This is a genomic window from Streptomyces sp. NPDC017991 (assembly GCF_044328075.1).
GTDB lineage: Bacteria > Actinomycetota > Actinomycetes > Streptomycetales > Streptomycetaceae > Streptomyces.
The window spans coordinates 513,051-532,142 of sequence record NZ_JBIRGP010000006.1; the positions used below are offsets into that span (position 1 = coordinate 513,051).

Genomic DNA, 19,092 nt, shown 5'->3' on the forward strand with positions numbered 1-19,092 from the left:
ACGCCACCCCCGTCTCCGCGTCCGGGCCGCGCGCCGAGCGCACCGCCCGCCCCTGACACTCCCTGACACCTTCCGCGACCTTCCCCCGCCCCCGGCTGCCGCTTCCGGCCGCCTCGGACAGGGGGCCCGTCCCACGACCAACACCGCGTCCCGCGCCGCTCCGGCATGCGCGGACGACGGGAACGTGACGACAGGACCCGGGCCGCAACCAGTTCGGAGAGGCTTTTTCATGCCCCGCAAGTCCACCCGCCTCACCTTCGCGGTCCTCGCGACCGGTGCGGGCGTCTTCTCCATGCTCCAGTCGCTGATCGCGCCGGCCCTGCCGACCGTCCAGCACGAACTGCACACCTCGCAGTCCACCGCGACCTGGGTGATGACGGCGTACCTGCTGTCCGCCTCGGTCTTCACCCCGATCCTCGGCCGGGTCGGCGACCTGATCGGCAAGAAGCGCACCCTCGTCGCCGTCCTGGTGACCGTGATGATCGGCTGTCTGATCGCCGCGCTCGCCCCGACCATCGGCGTACTGATCGTCGCCCGGGTCGTCCAGGGCATAGGCGGCGCGCTGTTCCCGCTGTCCTTCGGCATCATCCGCGACGAGTTCGCCCCGGCCCGGGTGAGCCCCAGCATCAGCAACCTGTCCGCCGTGATCGCCGCGGGCGGCGGTGTCGGCATGGTCGCGGCCGGTCCCATCGTGACCGCGCTCGACTACCGGTGGCTGTTCTGGCTGCCCGTCGGAGTCGTCGCGGCGACCACGCTCATAGCCCTCCGTTACGTCCCCGAGTCGCCCAGGCGTGCCGAGGGCCGCGTGAACTGGCTCGGCGCGATCCTGCTGTCGGCCTGGCTGGTGGCGCTGCTCCTGCCGCTCAGCCAGGCGACCCGGTGGGGCTGGGGTTCGGGCCGGGTGATCGGGCTGTTCGCCGCCGCGGTCGTCCTCTTCGTCCTGTGGCTGCTCTCCGAGGCACGCTCGCGCTCGCCGCTGATCGACCTCAAGGTCATGCGGCTGCCCGCCGTGTGGACCACGAACACCGCCGCGCTGCTGTTCGGCGCGGGCATGTACTCGATCTGGTCCTTCCTGCCCGCCTTCGTCCAGACGCCCAGCTCCGCCGGGTACGGATTCGGTGCGAGCGTGACCGCGTCCGGACTGCTCATGCTGCCGATGCTGGTCGCCATGTTCTTCTCGGGCATCCTGAGCGGCCGGCTGGAACCCGTGGTGGGAGCCAAGAAGCTGCTCACGACCGGTGCCGCGCTCGGTGCCGTCGCCTGCGGATTCCTCGCCCTGTGGCATGACGAGCAGTGGCAGGTGGCCTTCGTGTCAGGTGTGTTCGGGCTCGGTATCGGCCTGGCCTTCGCCTCGATGGCCAACCTGATCGTCGGCAGTGTCCCGGCCGAGCAGACCGGCGCCGCGACCGGGATGAACGCCAACATCCGCACCATCGGCGGGTCCATCGGCGCCGCGGTGACCAGCGTCCTGGTCACCGGCCACCTGCAGTCCTCGGGTCTGCCGGAGGCCTCCGGCTACACCCACGGGTTCACCCTGCTGGCACTGCTGTGCCTGGCCGCGGCACTGGCCGCGCTGCTCGTCCCGGTCCAGCACGTACGCCGTATGGCAGGCAAGCCCCGCGCCTCCGGCGACCAGCAGCCGGACAAGGGCCTGAGCGTGGAGCTGGAGTTGGCGCGTACGAACCAGGAGACCATCGCCCCCGCCGTACGCAACTGACGTCACTGGTCCTCGACGGCCCGGCGGCTCTCGGAGTCGGCCGGGTCCCGGTCCGCCTCGCCGGACGCCGTCAGACTCCCCAGTATGGCGAGGAGTTCGGCGTCCCGGCTGCCGGGCGCGGCCTGGAAGACCTTCAGGATCAGTCCGTCCGATCCGACGATGCCCAGCTTGCTGGAGTGCAGCTCGAAGTCGCCGACCTTCGGATGGCGCAGCCGCAGGAGACGTGACTGCTTGGGCCGCACGTCGTGCCGGCCCCACAGATACCGGAAACGCTCACTGCGTACGGACAGCTCGCCCACGAGTTCCACCAGGCGGGGATCGTCGACGTCGGGCCCGACATTGGCCCGCAGCGCGGCGACCCCCGCCTCGGTCAGCTCGTCCCAGTCCCGGCGCAGCTCCCGTTCGCTCTCGTCGAGGAGGACGGCCCGCATGATGTTGCTGCCGGGGGCGTGGTTCGGGGACAGGGCCCTGGCCAGCGCGTTGGCGGCCAGCACGTCGGTGAACCTGTTCTCGACGTAGGCGGGATTGTTCGGCCATGCCTCCATGAGCTGAAGGATGTCGGGCGGCACGGCCTCGGGCCTGCGCGCGGCCCCGCGTCCGCGACCCGCCGTGGAACCCGTCCCGCGAGCCTGCGACGGCCGGGCCCGGGCAAGTCCGATCAGATGTTCCGTGGCACTGGCGTCCAGATTCAGGACGTCGGCCAGGGCTTCGAGGACCTGGAGCGACGGATTGCGGTCGCGGCCCTGCTCCAGGCGCAGGTAGTAGTCGGCGCTGATGCCGGAGAGCATCGCGACCTCCTCGCGGCGCAGGCCCGGGACGCGCCGCAGGCCGCCGCCGCGGATACCCGCGTCCTCCGGCCGCACCAGGGCCCGGCGGGCGCGCAGGAACTCTCCGAGGACGTTCGTGCCGTTCATACCTCCACCGTAGTTCCGTCCCGGCGCGGGTGACTGTCCCTGCCACTCCCAGGAACAGCGGGGTACTGCCGTCCGCGTCCTGCCCGGCGCAGAGTCGAGGTGCAAGGAGTCGAGAAGTACAGCGAGAGGCATCACCATGACGGACGTGACCGGCACGCTCTCCGGCGGCACCCTCACCCTGGCCGACGACCTGACCCTCACCCGCATGGGGTACGGGGCCATGCAGCTGGCGGGCCCCCACGCGTTCGGGCCCCCCAAGGACCGGGACGAGGCCGTCGCGGTGCTGCGGGAGGCCGTCGAGCGGGGCATCACCCACATCGACACCAGTGACTACTACGGACCGTTCGTGGTCAACGAGATCATCAAGGAGGCCCTGCACCCCTACCCCGACGACCTGCGCATCGTGACCAAGGTCGGCGCCCGCCGCGGCGACGACGGCGCCTGGATCTTCGCGCGGGAACCCGAGGACCTCAAGGCCCAGGTCCGGGAGAACCTCCAGCGCCTCGGCGTGGAGGCGCTCGACGTGGTGAACCTGCGGGTCGGCTCCGCCGAGGGCACGGACGAGGAGCCGCTGAGCGACCAGTTCGGCGCGCTGGCGGAGCTGCGGGAGCAGGGGCTGATCCGGCATCTCGGCGTCAGCTCCGTGTCCGATGCCCAGCTGACCGAGGCGCAGGCCATCGCGCCGGTCGTCACCGTGCAGAACCTCTACAACCTGGCCAACCGCCAGGACGACGCCCTCGTCGCGCGGTGCGCGGCGGAGGGGATCGCGTTCGCGCCGTTCTTCCCGCTCGGCGGCTTCAGCCCGCTGCAGTCGTCGATCCTGACGGAGGTCGCCGCGCGGCTGGGCGCGTCGCCCCAGCAGGTCGCTCTGGCCTGGCTGTTGCAGCGCTCGCCGTCGATCGTCCTCATCCCGGGCACGTCCTCGCGGGCGCACCTGCGGGAGAACATCGCGGCGGCAGACCTGGTCCTGCCGGACGAGGAGATCGCCGAACTGAACAAGATCGCTTGATGGATCCCCACCGAGGGGGCGCGGGGAACTGCGCGCTCAGCCACATCTGACCCGCGGTCGGCGTCGTATGCCGTCTGCGGGTCGGTGGGGGTTGCTCGCGCAGTTCCCCGCGCCCCTTACGGGGCCCGCTGAACTGCACGCTCAGCCACGTGTGACCCGCGGTCGACGTCGTACGCCGACCGCGGGTCAGTGGGGGCTGAGTGCGCAGTTCCCCGCGCCCCTCACGGGGCTACGGTTGCGGCGTGCCGGTAGAGGGTGCCGCGGACGGGGCCGGGGCTACGGCGCGCCCGCCGTCGCCGTCTCGCGGACGAGGTCCAGCTCCGCCCGTACCGCTGCGCGCCCCGCAGGGCCCCGCGTGTGCCACAGCCATCCGATGTCCCGGCCGAACGACCAGGTCAGCAGGGCCAGCGCCAGGGCGACGACCCCGAACGTCAGGACGTACGGGAGGATCCCCGAGCCCGCGAGGAGCAGCAGGACTCCCTGGAGCGCGGCCACCGTCTTGCGCGCGGTGCTCGGCGGGAGCGCGTTGTTCAGCCAGGGCAGGAACTTGGCGGCGGCCACGAAGGCGTACCGCATACCGCCGATGAGCAGGGCCCAGGGCCCGACCGTCGTGGCGACGTACACGCTGAGCACCAGGATGAGGAACGCGTCGACCTCCATGTCGAAGCGCGCGCCCAGCGCCGTGGAGGAGCCGGTGCGACGGGCGACCTTGCCGTCGACCGCGTCGAGGATCAGGGCGACCGCGGTGAGCGCCACCAGGACCGTGACCGGCGGCGGGCTCTGGAAGGAGTCGGCGACCAGGGCGGTCACCCCGCCGACCAGGGTCGCCCGGCCGAGCGTCACACGGTTGGCGGCCCCGAAGGAGCGGGGCCGCGTGCGGTGCAGGGCGCGTGAGAGCACCGCCCAGGTCGCGAGTCCGAACGCCAGCCCGGTGAGCCAGCCCGCGGGGCCCAGGCCGATGGCCGTGCCGAGCACGGTCAGCAACAGCAGCTGCACGCCCGCTCCCACGGCCGTCTCCTGCTGCAAGAGCCTCGCGTCGTACGTGTTGTTCAGGGCCACCGCACATCCTCCGGCCAGGTGACAGAGACGATCATTGCCGCGTACCTTGTGCGCGGCTTCGCAAAGGTCGGTACGTGGCTCGCCGCCCGATCGTTCAGCCCGTTTCCTCAGCCGATTCACATGAACTACTCAGGAGGATGCCGAATGGACCGCTCCGCCCGCGCCTTCTGGCTCAGCTCTCCCGGCCGTGGCGAACTCCGGGACACCCACCTGCCGGAACCCGCCGAGGACGAGGTTCTGGTGCGCACACTCTTCTCCGGGGTGAGCCGTGGCACGGAGACGCTCGTCTTCCGCGGAGGGGTCCCGGAGAGCCAGTACGCCGCCATGCGGGCGCCCTTCCAGGAGGGCGACTTCCCCGGGCCCGTCAAGTACGGCTACCTGAATGTCGGCACCGTGGAGGAGGGGCCCGCCGAACTCCTCGGACGGACCGTCTTCTGCCTCTACCCGCACCAGAGCAGGTACGTCGTCCCCGCGAGCGCCGTCACGCCCGTGCCCGAGAACGTGCCCGCCTCACGCGCCGTACTGGCCGGCACGGTGGAGACGGCCGTCAACGCCCTCTGGGACGCGGCGCCGCTGATCGGTGACCGGATCTCCGTGGTCGGCGCGGGCATGGTCGGCGCGAGCGTCGCCGCGCTGCTGGCCCGGTATCCCGCCGCCCGCGTCCAGCTGGTCGACGCCGACCCGGCACGCGCGGAGATCGCACGGGCCCTGGGCATCGGGTTCGCGCTCCCGGAGGACGCCGCCGGGGACCGCGACCTGGTGGTCCACGCGAGCGCCACCGAGGCCGGGCTCTCCCGCGCCCTCGAACTCCTCGCCCCGGAGGGCACGGTCCTCGAACTGAGCTGGTACGGCGACCGCAAGGTCACCCTGCCGCTCGGCGAGGCGTTCCACTCCCGCCGTCTCACCGTCCGCAGCAGCCAGGTCGGGTCGGTCTCGCCCGCCAGGAGCTCCCGCCGCACCTACGCCGACCGGCTCGCGCTCTCCCTCGAACTCCTCGCCGACCCCGCGTTCGACACCCTGATCACGGGCGAGTGCGCCTTCGAGGACCTGCCCGCGGCGATGGCCGGGCTCACCACGGGCGAGACGACCGCGATGTGTCATCTCGTGCGGTACGACGTGGACCCGAGCACGACGTAGACCCGAGCACGACGTAGACCCGAGCACGACATAGTTCCGGGCCCGGTCCCGAACCGGGACTGCCCGTCAACTCCGCTCGCAAGCGGTCACATCCGCACGCCGAGTAGTCAAAATCCAACGCCGATAATCAAGTTCGCACCACGCGCCCCGCTGGCGCCCCTGTCTCGGTGAACGCGTCCGAAACTCCGACCCGAACGCTGTGAACACGGAGAACGGACCGGCCGTACTACAGAGCACGCCCCGGCAGAGGGGTCAGACGCACCGCACCTGGAGGGTCGTCCGTTGTTCAGCATCACCGTCCGCGATCACCTGATGATCGCCCACAGCTTCCGCGGAGAGGTCTTCGGACCCGCACAGCGACTGCACGGAGCGACGTTCCTCGTGGACGCCACGTTCCGCCGCGCCGAGCTGGACGACGACAACATCGTCGTCGACATCGGACTGGCCACCAGGGAACTGGGGGAGGTGGTGGCCGAGATGAACTACCGGAACCTCGACAACGAGCCGGTGTTCGCCGACACCAACACCTCCACGGAGTTCCTGGCGAAGGTCGTCGCCGACCGCCTCGCCGAGCGAGTGGAAAAGGGAGCACTGGGCGAAGGAGCCCGCGGACTGGCCGGCATCACGGTCACCCTGCACGAGTCGCACATCGCCTGGGCGAGTTACGAGCGTGCCCTGTGAGCTCATACGCCGACATCATCCCCATGTCCCTGCGCGCCATGCACTTCGTGATGCCCGGCGGGGTCAACGACTCGACCATGCCGAGCGGCGGCAACGTCTACGACGCCCGCGTCAGCCTCGATCTGCCCGGCTTCGGCTGGCAGGTGCACAAGCACGCCGTCGACGGAAGCTGGCCCCGGCCCCAGGCGCCCGCCCGTGACGAACTGGCCCGCATTCTCGCGGAGCTGGCCGACGGCACGGTCGTCCTGCTCGACGGGATCGTCGCCTGCGCTGTCCCCGAGATCATCATCCCGGAGGCCGAACGGCTGCGGCTGGTCGTCCTCGTACATCTGCCGCTCGGCGACGAGACCGGGCTCACGCCCGAGGTGGCCGCGGACCTGGACGCCCGGGAGCGCCACACCCTGCGTGCCGTGCCGGCGGTCGTGGCCACCAGCGAGTGGGCGGCCCGCAGGCTCGTCGCCCACCACGGACTGGCGCCCGACCGCGTCCATGTCGCCACCCCCGGCGCCGACATCGCGCCCCTCGCCCCCGGCACCGACGGCGTCTCGCGACTGCTGTGCGTCGCCTCGGTCACCCCGCGCAAGGGCCAGCACCGGCTGATCGAGGCCCTCGCCACCGTCACCGACCTGCCCTGGACCTGCGCCCTCGTCGGCGGCCTCGACCACGACCCCGAGTACGTGGACGGACTGCGGGCCCTGATCGAGCAGCACGGACTCGGCGACCGGCTGGAGCTGGCCGGACCCCGGTCCGGTGCCGCACTCGACGCCAGCTACGCCTCCGCCGACCTGATGGTCCTCACCTCTTACGCCGAGACGTACGGCATGGCCGTCACCGAGGCGCTGGCCCGCGGGATCCCCGTACTGGCCACGGACGTCGGCGGTCTCCCCGAGGCGGTCGGGCGCGCGCCCGACGGCGGGGTGCCCGGTCTGCTCGTCCCGCCGGAGAACCCCGCGGCCCTCGCCGCGGAACTGCGCGGCTGGTTCGGCGAGCCCGACGTACGCCGGCGCCTCAAGGCAGCCGCGCGGGCCCGCCGGGCATCACTGGGCGGCTGGGCCGCCACGGCCCGGAGTCTGTCGGGTGTCATGGGGCGACTGAAGAGCGAGGCAAGGAGGGGGGCGGCATGAGCGGCACCAGCACCAGCACCAGTACGAGCACTAGTACGAGCACGAGCACGGACGTCAGTACGAGCACGGCGCCGACGGAGGGCCCGGGGGCGGGGGAGCGCGGACAGGACACAGGAACGATTCGGCTGGGCGACCGCACCCGCGGCGAGGCCACCGACGACACCACCCGTTACGCCCCCGAGTGGCTGCAGTTGCGGGAGGGCGTCGACGCCTCGGCCCGGGCGTCCGAGCTGCTCGATCCGCTGCGGATCCGGCTCGCGAACCTGCCGGGACGGGCGGGCGGGTTCGTCATCCACGACCTCGGCTGCGGCACCGGCTCCATGGGACGCTGGCTCGCGCCCCGGCTCGACGGCCCCCAGCACTGGGTGCTGCACGACCGGGACCCGTATCTGCTGCACTTCGCGGCCGTCGGCTCGCCCCGTTCGGCCGCCGACGGCAGCCGGGTGACGGTGGAGACACAGCGCGGCGATGTCGGCCGGCTGACCGTCGACGCCCTGGCCGGGGCCTCGCTGGTGACGGCCTCCGCGCTCCTCGACGTCCTCAACGCCGAGGAGATCGAGGCACTGGCCGCGGCCTGCGCCGGAGCCGGCTGCCCCGCCCTCCTCACCCTCTCGGTGGCGGGCCGGGTCGAACTCACCCCGGCCGACCCGCTGGACGCCGAGATCGCCGACGCGTTCAACGACCACCAGCGGCGCGGAGGACTCCTCGGGCCGGAGGCGGTCAGCGCCGCCTGCGACGCCTTCTCCGGGCACGGCGCGACCGTACGGGTGCACCCCAGCGCCTGGCAGCTCGGCCGGGACGAGTCCGCGCTGACGGCGGAGTGGCTGCGCGGCTGGGTCGGCGCGGCCGTCGAGCAGCGCCCCGAACTGGCCGCCCGGGCAGAGACGTATCTGCGTGAGCGTCTCGCGGCCTGCGAGGCGGGGGAGCTGACCGTGGTGGTCCACCACAGCGATCTGCTCGCGCTGGCCCGGCCGGCCGGGGGATCGTGATGAGCGCGGGAACCGTGGCGCGGGAGGAACGGTCACTGGCCGCCCTGGACGAGGAGCTGTCGGCGTCGGTCCGCGGCAGCGACCCGGACGAGGCGACGGAGCGGACCCACGCCGGTGCGGACCCCGGCGAACCCGTCGCGCGTCCGCGCGGCGGCCGGCCGGGCGGCGCCCGCTCCGGCGTCCGGTTCCTGCGCACCCACTTCGGCACGATCGCCGGTGTCGTCATCCTCACGGTGCTGACCTGGCGTCTGGGCACCGGAGTCTTCCTGGACGGCCTGCGCCGCATCGACGGGGTGACACTCCTCGCGGCGCTCGGCATCGGTCTGCTCACCACGGTGTTCAGCGCCTGGCGCTGGTGCGTGGTGGCCCGGGGCCTGCGCCTCGAACTGCCGCTGGGCGCGGCCGTCGCCGACTACTACCGCGCGCTGTTCCTCAACGCGGCGCTGCCCGGTGGCGTCCTCGGGGACGTGCACCGGGCGGTACGGCACGGGCAGAGCGCCGGGGACGTCGGACGCGGTGTGCGCGCGGTCGTCCTCGAACGGGTCGCGGGACAGGCCGTCCTGGCCGCGGTCGGCGTGGCCGTCCTGCTCACCCAGCCCTCGCCCGTCCTGTCGGAGACCAGGCACCTCGTCGCGCTGCTGGCCGTCGTCTCGGTGTGCGGGGTCGTCACCGTGGGCGCCGTCCGCGGCAGGGGCAGGGCGCCGCGCACCTCCCGCCGCTACCGGGCCGTGCGGGGCGCGCTCACCGAGGCCCGCGGGGCGCTGCTGGCGCGCGGGAGCTGGCCGGGCGTGGTGATCTCGTCCGTCGTGGTCCTCGCGGGACACGTCCTGATGTTCCTGCTCGCGGCCCGGGCGGCCGGATCGGCCGCGCCCGCCGCCGAGTTGGTGCCCCTGGCGCTGCTGGCCCTGATCGCCATGGGACTGCCGCTGAACGTCGGCGGCTGGGGACCCCGGGAGGGCGTCACCGCCTGGGCGTTCGGCGCCGCGGGCCTGGGTGCCACCCAGGGCCTGACCGTCGCCGTCGTCTACGGCGTCCTCAGCTTCGCCGCGAGCCTGCCCGGCGTCGCCGTCCTGGTGGGGCGCTGGTACGTGGGACTGCGCGGCCCGCGGGAGACCGGCGAGGCGGCGGCCGGCGCGGACCCGGACGCGCTGCCGCGGTCACCGGGGGAGGCGCTTCTGGTCCGCGCCGAAGGGAACGGGGACGCTCAGTGCGGATCGACGGCCGGCGGTACGTGCGATGCGAGCGGCACGAGCGGTACGTCGGAGTCGGATGTCAGCAGGGAGAAGTACGCTCCGAAGGAGTCGGCGAGCGAGGCGAGAAGTTCCTTCCCCTTCTCGGCGGACGCTCTCGAAGGGCGGCCGATGACACCGGACCTGGTATAGGCCGACATGCCGAGGGAGAGCAGATGCCGCCGGTCGTCGGCGACGAAGTCGGAGGTCTCGTAACCGGGCCTGAGATATTGGGGATCGGTGTGCAGCAGAATGGAGGTCTCGATTTCCCCCGCATGCATATCGGTGAGCAGCGAGGTCTCCACCCCGGCCGCCTCCCGCGCCGTTTCCCAGTCCTCGACCGCCGGGAACAGAGCCATTCGAGCACCGGCGGCGGAGGATTCCTGAACGACATTGCCCAACACGTAATTGCCGCCATGACCATTGATCAGTACGAGTGTGTCCACGCCCGACCGGCGCAGCGAATCGGCTATGTCCCGCACCATCGCATGGAGTGTCACGGAGGAAATGCTCACCGTTCCCGGCCAGGCCGCGTGTTCGTGGGAGCAGGAGATCGTCACCGGAGGAAGGAGATGAACGGGGAATGCGGCAGCGACCTCCCGGGCGATCGCACACGCTACGAGCGTGTCGGTCGACAGCGGAAGATACCGGCCGTGCTGCTCGAAGCTGCCGACGGGGAGCACGGCGACCTGCCGGGCGACACCGGCGCCTCGCGTGCGCACGTCCTCCGTGGTGTCCGTCGGCAATGGCCCTGACGCCGTGAGCCGTATTTCCGAACCGTCCGAATTGACCATGTTCTCGCGACCTTTCGTCTCTGCTTAGGAACCAGAATCATGACAGAAATAGATGGCGCACTCGCCGGGAAATCCCAGTCCTCGGGTGTCGAGCGGGTCGTAAGTTCTCCGCTGCCCACCGTGTACGGCGATTTCGAGGCCGTCGGCTACCTGGACCGTACTCGCGGAGACGAACAAGTGGCCCTGGTCCACGGTGACATCAGGGGCGCCCGGGGCGAGGGAGTACTCACCCGGCTGCACTCCGAATGCCTGACCGGTGACGCGTTCGGGTCCCGGCACTGCGAGTGCGGCCCGCAACTCACCACCGCGCTGCGGGAGATCGCCGCGGAGGGCCGCGGTGTCCTCATCTACCTCCGGGGGCACGAGGGCCGCGGCATCGGTCTGCTGGCCAAGCTCCAGGCGATGAAGCTCCAGTCGGAGGGCCTCGACACGGTGGAGGCGAACCTCGCGCTCGGACTGCCCGTGGACGCCCGCGACTACGGCGTGGGCGCGGACATGCTGCACGACCTCGGTGTCCGCTCGGTACGGCTGATGTCCAACAACCCGCGCAAGCGGGAGGCCTTGATCCGCAACGGCATCCGGGTCGACGCGCAGGTGCCGCTGCTGATCCCGCCCTGCGACGACAACATCACCTACCTGCGCACCAAGCGCGAGCGCCTGGACCACGACCTGCCGCACCTGGACGCGGTGGTGGGCCACCGGGTCTGACCCGCCCGGTCGCCCTTCGGGACCGCCCGGCCCCTCCTCACCGCAGCCGCCCCGCGCGCCGCCGGTCCGACGCACGGTGCGCGGCGGCCGGCAGGCCCGTCCGGAGACGCCGGATGGGGTGACACCGGCGCGGACAGGGGAAGGAATGGGGGATGACCTCGGACCGCAGGACGTGCCGCCCGTGACCGCCGTGCCGGGGCGCGCGGGAGTCGTCGTCATCGGCGGCGGGGTGATGGGGACCAGCATCGCCTGTCACCTGGCGCGGGCAGGCGTGCCCGACGTGGTCCTGGTCGAACGGGACGAACTGGCCTCCGGGTCCACCGCGCGCGCCGCGGGAGGCGTCCGCGCGCAGTTCTCCGACGAACTCAACATCCAGCTCGGCGCCCGCAGCCTGGAGGCGTTCGCCCGCTTCGAGGAGGAGACGGGCCACGCCATCGGACTGCGCCGCGTCGGCTACCTCTTCCTGCTGTCGACGCCCGAGGAGGTCGAGGCGTTCGAGGCCGGGGTCCAACTGCAGAACGGCCTCGGTGTGCCCAGCCGTATGACCGACCCGGCCGAGGCGCGCCGGCTCGCACCGCTGATCACCACCGACGGACTGCTGGCCGCCGCCTTCTCCCCGGACGACGGCCACTGCACCCCCGAGGCCGTGGTGCACGGATACGCGGACGCCGCCCGCCGCCACGGCGCGACGATCGTCCGGCACTGCGAGGTCACCGCCATCGACAAGCGCGGTGACGACATCACGGCCGTCGTCACCCGACAGGGCCGGATCGCCACGTCCACCGTCGTCTGCGCGGCCGGCGCCTGGTCCCGGGCCGTCGGCGCGATGGCCGGCGTGGACCTGCCGGTGGAGCCGCTGCGCCGCCAGATCGCCGTCACCGAACCGGTCCCCGGCCTCCCGCCGGACCTCCCCATGACCATCGACTTCACCAGCAGCCTGTACTTCCACACCGAGGGCCCCGGCCTCCTCGTCGGCATGTCCGACCCCGACGAGCGGCCCGGCTTCGCCGTCGAGACGCACGACCGCTGGATCCCCCGCCTGTACGAGGCCATGGAGCGCCGCGCCCCCGCCCTGCTCGACGTGCGCAGGACAGGGGGCTGGGCCGGCCTGTACGAGATCACCCCGGACCACAACGCACTGATCGGCGAGGCCGGCCAGGTCTCCCGTTTCCTCTACGCGACCGGGTTCTCCGGGCACGGCTTCCTCCAGGGACCCGCCGTCGGAGAGGTGGTCCGCGATCTGTACCTGGGGGACGATCCGTTCGTCGACATCACCCCGCTGCGTGCCGACCGGTTCGCCGCCGACGCCCCGAGACCGGAGGTCAACCTCGTATGACCGAGCTGCACCTGTGGCTGCGCCACGAGACCCGTACGACCGAGCGGCGCACCCCGGTCGTGCCGTCCGACGCCCGGCGGCTCGTCGGGGCCGGCGTGACGCTCACCGTCGAGGAGTCCCCGCAGCGGATCTTCCCCGCCGAGGCGTACGAGGAGGCCGGCTGCCGTGTCGTCGGGGCGGGCTCCTGGACCGGGGCACCGGCGGACGCGGTGGTCGTCGGCCTCAAGGAACTGCCGGACGGACCCGACGGGCCGGGGGAGCTGCGGCACCGGCACATCTTCTTCGGGCACGCGTACAAGGCACAGCCGGGCGCCGGGGCGCTGCTGCGGCGCTTCGTCGCGGGCGGCGGGAGACTGTTCGACCTGGAGTACCTGGTGGACGAGGACGGACGCAGGCTCGCCGCCTTCGGCTACTGGGCGGGCTATGTGGGCGCCGCCCTCGCGGTCCTGCACCACCGGGGCAGGCTGACGGTTCCACTGCGGCCCCTGCCGAAGAAGGAACTGGACGACGGGCTCCACCCGGCCCCCGGCGACGAACGGTTCGCCCCGCTGGTGATCGGGGCGCTGGGCCGCTCCGGACGCGGGGCACGGGCGGCGCTCGCCGAGGCGGGCCTCGAACCCACCTGCTGGGACCTCCCCGAGACCCGTGCCCTGGACCGACCTGCCCTGCTGGCCCACGAGTTGATGGTGAACACGGTGCTCACCACAGGCCCCTCCACACCTTTCCTCACCGACAAGGACCTCGCCGAGCAGGACCGCCGCCTGCGCACGGTGTGCGACGTGACCTGCGACGTCGGGTCCCCGTACAACGTCCTGCCGGTCTACGACACGGTCACCGACTGGGCGGAGCCCGTACGGCGTCTCCACGAACGGCCCGCCCTCGATCTCATCGCCATCGACAACCTGCCGTCCCTGCTGCCCGAGGAGGCGAGTGAGGACTTCTCGGCGGCACTGACGCCCCTGCTCCAGGAGTTCGGGGTGGGTGGCGCGTGGGGCCGCTGTCTGGACCGGTTCACACAGGCGTGCCGGGAACTCGACGCATCGGACGAAGGGGTGGGCGATGCCTGAGACCGCCGCACCCGGGCCCGCATCCAGGCCCGTACTCGTGCCGCCGTCCGGGACCGTCCACTGGATCGGCGCGGGCCTGTCCACCGGCAGCGGGCTCGCCGCGCTCTGCGGGGCGGCCGACCGCGTACGGCTGTGGCACCGCACCGAGGAGCGGGCCGGGCGGGCCCTGGCGGCGCTCGGCCTCACCGGTCGCGCCGAGCCCCGCGCGTACACTCCGGGGGCCCTCACCGCCGAGCTGGCCCCCGGGGACGTGGTGGTCTCCATGCTGCCCGCCCCCGAGCACGCGGGACTGCTCGCCGCCTGTGTGGAGGGCCGCGCCCACTTCGCCTGCTCCAGCTATGTCTCCGACGCCGTACTGGACCAGGTCCAGGCGGCCACGGCTGCCGGTGTCGTCGTCCTCACCGAGGCGGGCCTCGACCCCGGCATCGACCACCTCTTCGCGCACAGCCTCATCGCCCGAGCCCGCGCGGAGATCGGCGCGGACACCGCGGCCGAGGTGAGCCTCACCTCGTACTGCGGAGGCGTTCCCGCCGTCCCGAACGACTTCAGATACCGCTTCAGCTGGGCCCCGGCGGGCGTCCTCAACGCCCTGCGCTCGCCCGCCCGTTACATCGAGTCCGGCGCCGAGACGACGGCCCCGCGCCCCTGGGAGGCCACCCGGCCCCATGTGGTGGACGGGGAGTCCTTCGAGGTCTACCCGAACCGCGACAGCGTCCCGTTCGTCGGGCAGTACGGGCTGCCGCCTGCCTGGAAGCCGCAGACGTTCGTCCGCGGCACCCTGCGCCTCGACGGCTGGCTCGACGCGTGGCAGCCGGTCTTCGCGGAACTCCGCGAAGGCGACGACCGGCGGATCGCCGAACTGTCCCGGGAACTGGCCGCCCGCCACCCGACCACCGACGCCGACCGCGACCGGGTGGTCCTCGCGGTGACCCTGGACGTACGCGACGGCTCGGGACGCTCCTGGTCGGGACGCTACCTCCTGGACACGCAGGGGGACGCACAGGAGAGCGCGATGGCGCGTTGCGTCTCACGGACGCTGGCGGTCGGCGTGCGGGCGATCCTGCGAGGCACCCTGCCCCCGGGCCTCAGCCGCGCGGCGGAGACGCCTGAGCGCTCCGGGGCATGGCTCAGCGAACTGACGGACGGGGGAGTCGACTTCACGCTCCGGTCCGACGGCTGAGCCTGCCGGCAGCGGCCACGTGAGATGCGCGACACGTCCGTGACGAGTCATGGAAACGAGGTACCCGGGAAGAAGGCCGTCGTTCACGCGACGGCGAAGCACCGGTCGAGACGGTCCAGGGCCGCCGGGTCCGGACCGGCCTCCGCCGGATCCACTTCCTGCCGCAACTGGTCCGTGCCTGCCTCCGGTTGACGGTCCGAAAGCGGCGGAAAAGGGATGCCTGCGAACGGTCGGCGGCGAGGCGTGGAGGTCGGGAAGCGCTACGAAAGCAGTTGTGTGGGGGGTGTCCTCCGAATGAAATTCACGGCCGCGGCCGGACCCGTACGAGGGCTCGTGGACCGGTGTGCCCAAGCACCACCGGTCCCGGGACACCACACCGGCGCGCGGGGCGCGCGGCGGAGGAACGTGTGCGTCAGTGCGCTGAACTGCGGCTCCACCTCGGATCCGTAACTCTTGGACCTGCGTCTTCAGAGATGAATGGCTGCCCTGTGCACGGACGATCGACGCGGCCGGCTCACGTCACGGACCGTACCCGTCCGATGACTACGCAGCGTGAGGCAACCATTCGCCAGTTCGATTCGTATATCTCCGTGGAAGCCCTGTGGGCCCGCCAGGTAACGTGACGCCGGAGCGTCACGATCCGCTTCGCCGGGTCCGCACCGAGCAAGGAGAACCGATGCGACCGTTCGCGCTCAACTACGCCCGTCCGGCACAGCATTTGGAGGTCAGCGTTCCGTACGCCTATGACTCCAGACTGCAATTGAATGTCCTTCCGGACGGACGACTGGCCGCGCATGACTACGCCGTGTTGCGGGAGTTGGGGTCCACGACTTCCACAGCGGGCTCCAAGACCCACTTCGACGACTGATTCCGGACCCCCGAAGATGACGGTTCTGATCCTGACGTGCGAACAGGATGTGACCGCGGACATGGTGGTGGCGGAGCTCGACGGACACGGAGTTCCCGTCGTCCGCCTCGATCCCGCGGACCTGCCCGGCCCGGTGGCCCTGTCGGGCGAGTATGTGCGCGGCGGCTTTCGCGGGCATCTGTCCGCCGGCGGCCGGCTGGTGAGCATGGGTGGGCTGCGGTCCGTCTGGGTCCGCAGGCCCGGTGCGGCCGCTTCCCGTGCCGCCGAGCCCTCCGACTGGCTGACCGAGGAGTCCGCGCAGGCGCTCTACGGCATGCTGCGGTCCACCGGCGCACGCTGGATGAACCACCCCGACGCGGCCCGCCGGGCCCGTCACAAGCCCTGGCAGTTGTCCCTGGCCCAGCGCTGCGGTCTGCCCGTACCCGCGACTTTGATCACGACGTTCCCGCAGGCCGCCCGTGACTTCGCGGACCGCTTCCCGGATCTCGTGGTCAAGCCCGTGTCGGGCGCGCACCCGCAGGAACCGCCCCGGGCGGTCCCCACCAGCAGGGTCGCGCCGGACACGGACTTCACGGCCGTCGCCTTCGGCCCCACCCTGCTCCAACGGCGGGTCGACAAGCGGGCGGACATCAGGCTGACCTGTGTCGGCGACCGGATGTTCGCCGCGCGCAAGACGGTCGCCCCGGACTCCGACCCCGACGAGGTGGATGTCCGGTTCGCGACCTCGGACGCCCTGTGGCAGCCGGTGGACACGCCGTCGTCCGTCGCCGCCGGGGTCCGCACCTACCTCCGGGAGGCCCAGCTGGCCTTCGGAGCCTTCGACTTCGCGGAGGACGCCGAGGGGATGTGGTGGTTCCTGGAGTGCAACCAGTCGGGACAGTTCGGATTCGTGCAGATCGAGTCGGGTCAGCCGATCGCTGCCGCGGTGGCCGACTGGCTGGCCGCGCCGACGGCGCCCGGGGCGCGCGCTGACGCCGGCCGGGCATGGGCGATAGAGGGCCACTGAACCGACTTACGGAAGTGTGTTCGGCTGCGGGCCGGTGGGGGCGGGCCGCGCAGTTCCCCGCGCCCCTTGGGGGGCGGGGTCTTTAGGGGCGCGGGGAACTGCGCGCTCAGCCCCCACCGGCCCGCAGGCGAATCAGACGCATGCGTACGGGCGCGAGGATCGGCCCCCACCGGACCGCAGGCGAAGGACGTGGGCTCTTCGGGGAGCGGTCGTGTGGGGTGGCCGGTTACGGAAGCCGGACCGACACCCCCCGGGACGTGAAGACCGCTTCGGCGCGGACCCCGTCCACCACGACCTCGCCGAACCGCCCGCGCAACGCCCGCGCCCCGATCACGGGAAGGACCGTGCCCCTCCGCGGCCGGTACGACCCGTCGAGGTGTACGACGAGCCGGCCGCCCCGGTCGAGCAGCACACGGCGGTCCACCGTGAGCGCCGGCGCCCCGTCACCCGCGAGCGTCACCTCCAGCGTCGTACCGGACGCCTGGGCGTACGCTCCCCGCACCCGCAGGGGCGAGGTCACCCGCAGGGTCCCGCCCCCGGCCCGTACGTCACCGCGTCCCAGCGCGGAGGCCGAGGCGGTCGCGAGGACGCCCTCCTCCAGCGTGGTGCCCCCGGTGTACTCGTTGTCGCCGGCAAGGCACAACGTTCCGCTGCCGCGTTTGACGAGCCCGCCCCGGCCGCCGATGCCGTTGCGCCAGGTGTCGGCGGCGCCGAAGCCCCCCGCGGCGGCGTCCAGTGTGACCCGCACGTCGGTGTCGAAGGCCCCGTACCCGTCGGCGGCGGCGAAGAGGTTCAGCCGCCCCCACTTCTCGAAGCCGTCCAGCAGGACGTATCCGGCGGGCAGCGCGGTCGTCCGCAGCACCTCGCGCCGCTGGGCCGCGGTGAGATAGGGCAGCCGCGTCTCCAGCAGCACCTCGGCGCCCTTCGGCACGCTCATACGGTCGTGCGCGGACCGCCTGGGCAGCACGTACGTCAACCGGGGTTCGACCGCTGCCCAGTTGGTGGCGCGGTCCGCGTACGGGTCGGTGTCCGGGCCCGCCGAATGCGCGTAGGCGTAGAGGGTGTCCGCGGTCGAGCCGGTCCGCTCCTGGAAGTACGCGGCAGCCTGGGCGCGGGCCGCCGCCTTCAGTCCGGCGTTCGCGGGATCGGCGAGCGCCGCCGCCGCGAGAGCCGTGGCGAGGACCCGGCCGCCCACCACGTCGACGGTGGAGTGCATGCCCGACACGATGCGCGTGTGGGCGAGTTCGGAGGCACGGGCCACCAACTCCTGGAACCGCTCGGGAACCGCGTACGCCAGGGACAGGGCCGCGAGGTGGAAGGCGTTCGTGTGGCCGCTGGTGAAGCCCCCGTCGTCGGCGGGGTCGGTGCCGCGCTGCCTCAGCAGCTGGGGGACGACCACGACGTCGGACTCGTAGACGGGGAAGCCCAGTTCGTCGGTCGCTCCCGCGGCGACGATCCGGCTGTCCTCGGTCATGCGCCACGGGCGCGGGTACTGGTAGGCGAGCTTGGACGGGTTGCTCGACGCGAACGGGCCGCGCACGGTGTCGACCAGCTCGGCGACCTTGCCGAGGTCCGAGGTGTGCGAACCGGCGCCCAGCGCGGAGCCCGTGGGCGCGTCGGCCGGGAGCGTGTCGTTGATCCGGCCCGCCGGGATGCCGTCCGGCGCCGAGGTGATGCCGGTGACGGCCCTGGCCCCGCTCCGGTAGAGGTCGGCGAGCGGGCCCAGGCCGGCGATCACCGCGTAACTCTGGTGCTGGCGGTCCTGGACGAAGGCCGTCCGCGCCTCGGCCTCGGTGCGGCGCCGGGTGACGCGGGCGCAGTAGCGCATGTTGGCGCGCAGGACCTCGGGCATCAGCGGGGTGCCGGTGTCCCAGGCCGCTCCCGTCTTCCAGATGCGCGCGAAGCCGTCGAGGATGTGCACGGCCGCGTTGGTCTCGGACGTGAGGTTGCCGACGACGTTCGTGGTGTACGCGTCCACGAAGGCGGCGGACGTGTTCGTTGCCGCCGTTGCTGTTGCTGTTGCTGTTGCCGTCGCCGCCGCTGTCGAAGCCGACGCGGTGGCGGGCCAGGCGGCGACCGCGGGGGCCGCGATCAGTCCGGCCGAGACGCCCACGGAGCCCCGCAGGAACACGCGCCGGTCGATCCCGGTATCGGTACCGGTACGGGTTCTGCCGCGAGGGGGACGGGGGTGCGCACCGGGCATGGAGGTGCCTCTCCTTCTGATCGTGCTGACGTCAGGCGGAAGCGATGAAAGGGACGGAAGGAATGAACTCG

16 protein-coding genes and 1 pseudogene are annotated in these 19,092 nt (G+C 72.2%); 13 read left to right on the forward strand and 4 right to left on the reverse strand.

The genetic code is table 11. The features are described 5' to 3' along the window. Window positions 1-229: 229 nt before the first annotated feature. Window positions 230-1,717, forward strand: a complete 1,488-nt coding sequence (locus tag ACH4DZ_RS21000) for an MFS transporter (protein ID WP_398288707.1) — start codon at window positions 230-232, stop codon at window positions 1,715-1,717. Between the two features lie 2 nt (window positions 1,718-1,719). Here ACH4DZ_RS21000 and ACH4DZ_RS21005 read toward each other — a convergent pair whose 3' ends face one another. Beyond that, a complete protein-coding gene (locus tag ACH4DZ_RS21005; protein ID WP_398288709.1) occupies window positions 1,720-2,631 on the reverse strand; it encodes a helix-turn-helix domain-containing protein in 912 nt (303 codons plus the stop codon). 136 nt (window positions 2,632-2,767) lie between these two features. Here ACH4DZ_RS21005 and ACH4DZ_RS21010 point away from each other — a divergent pair, with 136 nt between their 5' ends. After that, a complete protein-coding gene (locus tag ACH4DZ_RS21010) occupies window positions 2,768-3,640 on the forward strand; it encodes an oxidoreductase (RefSeq protein WP_398288710.1) in 873 nt (290 codons plus the stop codon). Between the two features lie 276 nt (window positions 3,641-3,916). On the opposite strand, the gene ACH4DZ_RS21015 is transcribed toward ACH4DZ_RS21010, so the two are convergent. Further along, the gene (locus ACH4DZ_RS21015) at window positions 3,917-4,699 is read right to left on the reverse strand and encodes a CDP-alcohol phosphatidyltransferase family protein (RefSeq protein WP_398288712.1); all 783 of its coding nucleotides are present in this window, start codon (window positions 4,697-4,699) and stop codon (window positions 3,917-3,919) included. Between the two features lie 144 nt (window positions 4,700-4,843). On the opposite strand from ACH4DZ_RS21015, the gene ACH4DZ_RS21020 reads away from it, so the two are divergent. The 5 genes and pseudogenes from ACH4DZ_RS21020 to ACH4DZ_RS21040 form a co-directional block, all read left to right on the forward strand. Continuing rightward, complete coding sequence (locus ACH4DZ_RS21020; protein ID WP_398288713.1) at window positions 4,844-5,836, forward strand: zinc-binding alcohol dehydrogenase; 993 nt, start codon at window positions 4,844-4,846, stop codon at window positions 5,834-5,836. Window positions 5,837-6,118: 282 nt separating this feature from the next. Beyond that, window positions 6,119-6,517, forward strand: coding sequence for a 6-carboxytetrahydropterin synthase (locus ACH4DZ_RS21025; RefSeq protein WP_055513514.1), 399 nt, complete (start codon window positions 6,119-6,121; stop codon window positions 6,515-6,517). Window positions 6,518-6,540: 23 nt separating this feature from the next. Further along, a complete protein-coding gene (locus ACH4DZ_RS21030; protein ID WP_398288766.1) occupies window positions 6,541-7,641 on the forward strand; it encodes a glycosyltransferase family 4 protein in 1,101 nt (366 codons plus the stop codon). Further along, a complete protein-coding gene (locus ACH4DZ_RS21035; RefSeq protein WP_398288715.1) occupies window positions 7,638-8,630 on the forward strand; it encodes a class I SAM-dependent methyltransferase in 993 nt (330 codons plus the stop codon). The genes ACH4DZ_RS21030 and ACH4DZ_RS21035 overlap by 4 nt, the downstream gene beginning before the upstream one ends. Further along, window positions 8,630-9,625 (forward strand): annotated as a pseudogene (locus ACH4DZ_RS21040) (lysylphosphatidylglycerol synthase domain-containing protein); the annotation flags it as partial. The gene ACH4DZ_RS21035 and the pseudogene ACH4DZ_RS21040, both read left to right, overlap by 1 nt. A 209-nt stretch (window positions 9,626-9,834) precedes the next feature. Here ACH4DZ_RS21040 and ACH4DZ_RS21045 read toward each other — a convergent pair. Continuing rightward, a complete protein-coding gene (locus ACH4DZ_RS21045; RefSeq protein ID WP_398288716.1) occupies window positions 9,835-10,653 on the reverse strand; it encodes a creatininase family protein in 819 nt (272 codons plus the stop codon). A 39-nt stretch (window positions 10,654-10,692) separates the two neighbouring features. Between ACH4DZ_RS21045 and ribA the strand changes: the two genes are divergently transcribed. The 6 genes from ribA (at window position 10,693) to tgmB (ending at window position 16,818) form a co-directional block, all read left to right on the forward strand. Next, entirely contained in the window at window positions 10,693-11,361 is a 669-nt protein-coding gene (ribA, locus tag ACH4DZ_RS21050; protein ID WP_398288718.1) for a GTP cyclohydrolase II, read from the forward strand. Window positions 11,362-11,506: 145 nt separating this feature from the next. Continuing rightward, a complete protein-coding gene (locus tag ACH4DZ_RS21055) occupies window positions 11,507-12,697 on the forward strand; it encodes an NAD(P)/FAD-dependent oxidoreductase (protein ID WP_398288720.1) in 1,191 nt (396 codons plus the stop codon). Next, entirely contained in the window at window positions 12,694-13,764 is a 1,071-nt protein-coding gene (locus ACH4DZ_RS21060) for a saccharopine dehydrogenase (protein WP_398288721.1), read from the forward strand. Before ACH4DZ_RS21055 ends, ACH4DZ_RS21060 begins: the two co-directional genes overlap by 4 nt. After that, window positions 13,757-14,944 (forward strand): saccharopine dehydrogenase family protein, encoded by a 1,188-nt coding sequence (locus ACH4DZ_RS21065; RefSeq protein WP_398288722.1) that lies wholly within the window; start codon window positions 13,757-13,759, stop codon window positions 14,942-14,944. Before ACH4DZ_RS21060 ends, ACH4DZ_RS21065 begins: the two co-directional genes overlap by 8 nt. A gap of 676 nt (window positions 14,945-15,620) precedes the next feature. Beyond that, window positions 15,621-15,812: a putative ATP-grasp-modified RiPP gene (gene tgmA, locus ACH4DZ_RS21070; protein WP_398288723.1), complete on the forward strand. Its 192-nt coding sequence runs from the start codon at window positions 15,621-15,623 to the stop codon at window positions 15,810-15,812. 16 nt (window positions 15,813-15,828) lie between these two features. Then, entirely contained in the window at window positions 15,829-16,818 is a 990-nt protein-coding gene (gene tgmB, locus ACH4DZ_RS21075) for an ATP-grasp ribosomal peptide maturase (RefSeq protein WP_398288724.1), read from the forward strand. A 226-nt stretch (window positions 16,819-17,044) separates the two neighbouring features. On the opposite strand, the gene ACH4DZ_RS21080 is transcribed toward tgmB, so the two are convergent. Beyond that, entirely contained in the window at window positions 17,045-19,021 is a 1,977-nt protein-coding gene (locus ACH4DZ_RS21080) for a phosphatase PAP2 family protein (RefSeq protein WP_398288725.1), read from the reverse strand. Window positions 19,022-19,092 lie beyond the last annotated feature (71 nt).

Bases quoted from the DNA above. Each gene is read 5' to 3' on its own strand.
- ACH4DZ_RS21020 (WP_398288713.1), top strand. From the start codon at position 4,844: ATGGACCGCTCCGCCCGCGCCTTCTGGCTCAGCTCTCCCGGCCGTGGC.
- ACH4DZ_RS21030 (WP_398288766.1), top strand. From the start codon at position 6,541: ATGTCCCTGCGCGCCATGCACTTCGTGATGCCCGGCGGGGTCAACGAC.
- ACH4DZ_RS21010 (WP_398288710.1), top strand. From the start codon at position 2,768: ATGACGGACGTGACCGGCACGCTCTCCGGCGGCACCCTCACCCTGGCC.
- ACH4DZ_RS21045 (WP_398288716.1), bottom strand. From the start codon at position 10,653: ATGGTCAATTCGGACGGTTCGGAAATACGGCTCACGGCGTCAGGGCCA.
- ACH4DZ_RS21000 (WP_398288707.1), top strand. From the start codon at position 230: ATGCCCCGCAAGTCCACCCGCCTCACCTTCGCGGTCCTCGCGACCGGT.
- ribA (WP_398288718.1), top strand. From the start codon at position 10,693: ATGACAGAAATAGATGGCGCACTCGCCGGGAAATCCCAGTCCTCGGGT.
- ACH4DZ_RS21065 (WP_398288722.1), top strand. From the start codon at position 13,757: ATGCCTGAGACCGCCGCACCCGGGCCCGCATCCAGGCCCGTACTCGTG.
- ACH4DZ_RS21060 (WP_398288721.1), top strand. From the start codon at position 12,694: ATGACCGAGCTGCACCTGTGGCTGCGCCACGAGACCCGTACGACCGAG.
- ACH4DZ_RS21055 (WP_398288720.1), top strand. From the start codon at position 11,507: ATGGGGGATGACCTCGGACCGCAGGACGTGCCGCCCGTGACCGCCGTG.
- tgmA (WP_398288723.1), top strand. From the start codon at position 15,621: ATGCGACCGTTCGCGCTCAACTACGCCCGTCCGGCACAGCATTTGGAG.
- ACH4DZ_RS21080 (WP_398288725.1), bottom strand. From the start codon at position 19,021: ATGCCCGGTGCGCACCCCCGTCCCCCTCGCGGCAGAACCCGTACCGGT.
- ACH4DZ_RS21005 (WP_398288709.1), bottom strand. From the start codon at position 2,631: ATGAACGGCACGAACGTCCTCGGAGAGTTCCTGCGCGCCCGCCGGGCC.
- tgmB (WP_398288724.1), top strand. From the start codon at position 15,829: ATGACGGTTCTGATCCTGACGTGCGAACAGGATGTGACCGCGGACATG.
- ACH4DZ_RS21035 (WP_398288715.1), top strand. From the start codon at position 7,638: ATGAGCGGCACCAGCACCAGCACCAGTACGAGCACTAGTACGAGCACG.